Below are 3,626 nucleotides of genomic sequence, written 5' to 3'. Positions count from 1 at the left end.
TGGAGCCGGCGATCCTGCTGAAAGAGGTCGGGCTTCTAGATGCGTCCGGGGCACAGCCGTATTGCCCCGTGGGTATCGTCCCGCTGTTCGAGACCATCGACGATCTCTACAACGCAGCGTCGATTCTGCAAGCGATGCTGGATGTTCCGCTCTACCGAGCGCTGGTCCGGGCTCGCGGCGAAAGCCAGGAGGTGATGCTCGGCTACTCCGACTCGAACAAGGACGGCGGCTACCTGGCTTCGAACTGGGCGGTGTACCGGGCAGAGCTCGCCCTGGTGGAGACGGCCCGCAAGACCGGAATTCGGTTGCGGCTCTTTCACGGCCGCGGCGGCACCGTGGGCCGCGGCGGTGGGCCTAGTTATGAGGCCATCCTCGCCCAGCCGCCGGGGGCGGTGAACGGCTCACTGCGCCTCACCGAACAGGGCGAGGTCATCGCTGCCAAATACGCGGAACCCGAACTCGCGCAACGTAACCTGGAAACCTTAGTGGCTGCCACATTGGAGGCGACGCTGCTCGACGTGGAGGGTCTGGGAGACGACGCGGCCCCGGCCTACGAGGTGCTCGACGAACTGGCCGCGCGAGCACAACGGGTTTACGCTGAATTGGTCCATGAGACACCAGGTTTCGTTGAGTATTTTCTGGCCTCCACACCGGTCAGCGAGATCGGGTCGCTGAACATCGGCAGCCGGCCGACGTCGCGCAAGCCCACTACGTCGATCGCGGACCTGCGCGCCATTCCCTGGGTGCTGGCATGGAGTCAGTGTCGCGTGATGCTGCCCGGCTGGTATGGGACCGGCTCGGCGTTCGAGCAGTGGGTCGCCGAGGATCCTGGTGACGGCAAAGCCCGATTGGATGTTCTGCACGATTTGTATCGACGATGGCCGTTCTTCCGTACCGTGCTGTCGAATATGGCGCAGGTGCTGGCCAAGACCGACTTGGGACTGGCGGCCCGGTATGCCGAGCTGGTGCCCGATGAGTCATTGCGGCACAGGGTGTTTGACAAGATCGCTGAGGAGCATCAGCGCACCATCACCATACATAGGTTGATCACTCGTCAGAACGACCTGCTGGCTGACAACCCGGCGCTGGCGCGCTCGGTGTTCAACCGCTTCCCGTACCTGGAGCCGCTGAACCACCTTCAGGTGGAGCTGCTTCGGCGCTACCGCTGCGGTGACGACGACGAACTGGTGCAGCGCGGCATTCTGTTGACAATGAACGGGTTAGCGAGCGCGCTGCGCAACAGCGGCTAGCGGATTCACTGATCGTCGAGCCGGTCCACCACCCGGCCGGCGATCTTGCGCGCAGCCCTGCCGACCGGCTCCGGAATGACGTGGCCGGGGCTGGCGTCGAAGCTGGCCTCGTCGAGCATGTCCTTGACCATTTGCATGGCGATCCGGGTCCGGTTCGGGGTGCCCGCTTTTAACGCGGCATAGAGCTTCTTCATCTGGTCCTTCTGGACCTTCGCAGGGATCGGCGGCTCATGCTGGTCGACGACGCATTCGATGATGACCGGGCCGTCCCACGACATCGCCTCCTGCAACTGGTCGCGGCACTGCGCCGGATCGTCGATGCGCATCCCGCGGCCGCCGCACGCCTCGGCGAACTTCACGAAATCCATTGGAGCCATGTCGACGCCGTATTCGGGATTGCCGAGAAATACCATCTGCTCCCACTTGATCAGGCCCAGCGTCCGGTTCGCCAGCACCACCACCTTGACCGGCAGCTGGTGTTGGACACAGGTCAGGAAATCGCCGAGCTGCATGGTCAGCGAGCCCCGCCAAGCGATCGCAATCGAGCACCGGGTGTGCGCGCCCCATGTAGAACCCTCCTGACCAGGGCGGTGTTGCAGCTGTACCCCTGGTGTTCGGGCGTCAAACCATTGAGGTGTCAGGCGAATTGCCGCAGTTGAAATGGCATAGGCAGCGCTACCGCACGGTGCGGTTCCGTAAAGCGTTGATTACGCCACGCACCGCGTGCTCGGTCGCGGACAACGGTGACATCACCGCTTCGGTCAGGTCGACGATGTGCTCGACCCTCTCGACGATCGCTTCCATGCGGTCGACCACGCCGCCGAGCCTCGGCGCTAGCTCGTCGAGCTTGCCCAATGTGGTGTTCAGGTGTTCCAGGCTGTTCTCGAAGGTGTCGAGGGCGCCATTGAGCCCGGACAGCGACGTATTCATGTCGGCCAGCACGCTATCGAGCTGTTGCACCGTGAGGTCGGCGTTCAACGCGGCCTGTGCGAGTGTCTTCAGCCGCTGCCGCTCGGAGCCGGTGCGGGCCGATTTATCTGCCATGACGGTCATTATGACGCCGGGCCGGAACGGCCCCAGGAGAAGGCGGGAAATCGGATCGAAAAACGCTGGCTCGTGGTCAATTTGTCCGCACGGCTAGGTTCACGGGTGTCTGATTGCGTAATGACCTCTCAGAATGACGACTCGCCGCAAACCGCCGCCATGCTGGCCCCCGAGGTTCAACAGGCGGTGTGGTTCCTCGGCGCGCTTGTCCGTATCCGTGCCAACGGGGACGCGACGGCTGGAAGCCTCGCCGTTCTCGAACATCAGGGTGACCGGGGCTACAGCAGTCCGATGCATCGTCATCTGGCTGACGAGGAGACCTTCTTCGTGATCGACGGCGAAGTACGCATCGTGGTCGGTGGGCAGATGCACCTCGCCGAAGCTGGTGCGGTGGCGTTCCTGCCCCGTCAGCTGCCGCACGCCTTTGTGGTGACCAGTCCACAAGCCCGGTTCCTCACATTGCATACGCCAGCCGGCTTTGACCGGTTCACCCTCGCTGCCGGAACGCCTACCACCACGACCGCGACCATGCCACCCGAGGAGGTGCCGCCCGACCCGACAGCCCTTGCGGCAATGGCCAACTCGTACGGCATCGAAATCCTGGGACCACCGCCGACGCTTTGACACGCTCACTGGACGCGAGTCCAGGGAACCGGGGAAGTGAACGCGACATCTGAACGGTGTGCGGCAAGGAAATGCGACAGTTTCGGCGGCTTCATGTTCTGGCCAGGGCCACCGAACGCGACATCAGACGGCGAATCGATGAACTACGCGGCCGGCTATGCCAACGCCCAAGGGATACTTGCGGTGCCCCGGAAGTTGATATCGCATGCGGTATCGCTTGTGCGAGGCACATGGTGACAGGTCTAGGGCTGATGTGGCTGGTGTGCCCGCTACGCCGGACGACGTCAGCTCGAGAGCTTGGCGGCGGCCTCGGTGTCGAGCAGCCAAACCGTGTTTTCGCGCCCGACCGCTCCCGCGGCCGGCACCGATACCGGGTCGGCGCCGCCGAGAGCGGCGGCCACAGCGTCGGCCTTCTCCGACCCGGAGACCATCGTCCAGACTTCGCGGGAGCGCTGAAGTGCGGGCAGTGTCAAGGTAATTCGCTGCGGCGGGGGTTTCGGTGAATCGGTGACGCTTACCACCAGCCTGGTGGTCTCGCGCACCGCCGCGGTGTCGGGGAAGAGCGAGTTGATGTGGCCCTCAGGGCCTACGCCCAAGAGGTGCACGTCGAAATTCGGTGACGGGTCGCCCGGCTGCGCGTAGGCGGCGAGCACCTGCTCATAGGCCAGTGCGGCGGCATCGATGTCGTCGCCGAATTCACCGTCGCTG

Annotated in this window: 5 protein-coding genes; 2 read left to right on the top strand and 3 right to left on the bottom strand. The window is 64.1% G+C overall.

What is annotated here, in order from left to right; translation table 11 throughout:
* A partial coding sequence (locus VFA16_RS13555; RefSeq protein WP_324968315.1) for a phosphoenolpyruvate carboxylase occupies positions 1 to 1,250 on the top strand: 1,250 nt, incomplete at its 5' end.
* 5 nt (positions 1,251 to 1,255) lie between these two features.
* Here the strand turns inward: VFA16_RS13555 and VFA16_RS13550 are convergent.
* Together VFA16_RS13550 and VFA16_RS13545 are read right to left on the bottom strand one after the other, a co-directional pair.
* Positions 1,256 to 1,768, bottom strand: a complete 513-nt coding sequence (locus VFA16_RS13550) for a thiamine pyrophosphate-dependent enzyme (protein WP_324968316.1) — start codon at positions 1,766 to 1,768, stop codon at positions 1,256 to 1,258.
* Between the two features lie 157 nt (positions 1,769 to 1,925).
* Entirely contained in the window at positions 1,926 to 2,303 is a 378-nt protein-coding gene (locus VFA16_RS13545) for an ATPase (RefSeq protein ID WP_324968314.1), read from the bottom strand.
* A 111-nt stretch (positions 2,304 to 2,414) separates the two neighbouring features.
* On the opposite strand from VFA16_RS13545, the gene VFA16_RS13540 reads away from it, so the two are divergent.
* Complete coding sequence (locus tag VFA16_RS13540) at positions 2,415 to 2,918, top strand: cupin domain-containing protein (RefSeq protein ID WP_324968313.1); 504 nt, start codon at positions 2,415 to 2,417, stop codon at positions 2,916 to 2,918.
* Positions 2,919 to 3,202: 284 nt separating this feature from the next.
* On the opposite strand, the gene pgl is transcribed toward VFA16_RS13540, so the two are convergent.
* Positions 3,203 to 3,626, bottom strand: a 424-nt coding sequence (gene pgl / locus VFA16_RS13535; RefSeq protein ID WP_324968312.1) for a 6-phosphogluconolactonase, incomplete at its 5' end; no start/stop codon positions are given.

The organism is Mycobacterium sp. (genome assembly GCF_035653355.1).
Classification (GTDB): domain Bacteria; phylum Actinomycetota; class Actinomycetes; order Mycobacteriales; family Mycobacteriaceae; genus Mycobacterium.
The sequence above is the reverse complement of the archived record's forward strand: the minus strand, read 5'-3'. Positions and strand labels throughout refer to the sequence as shown.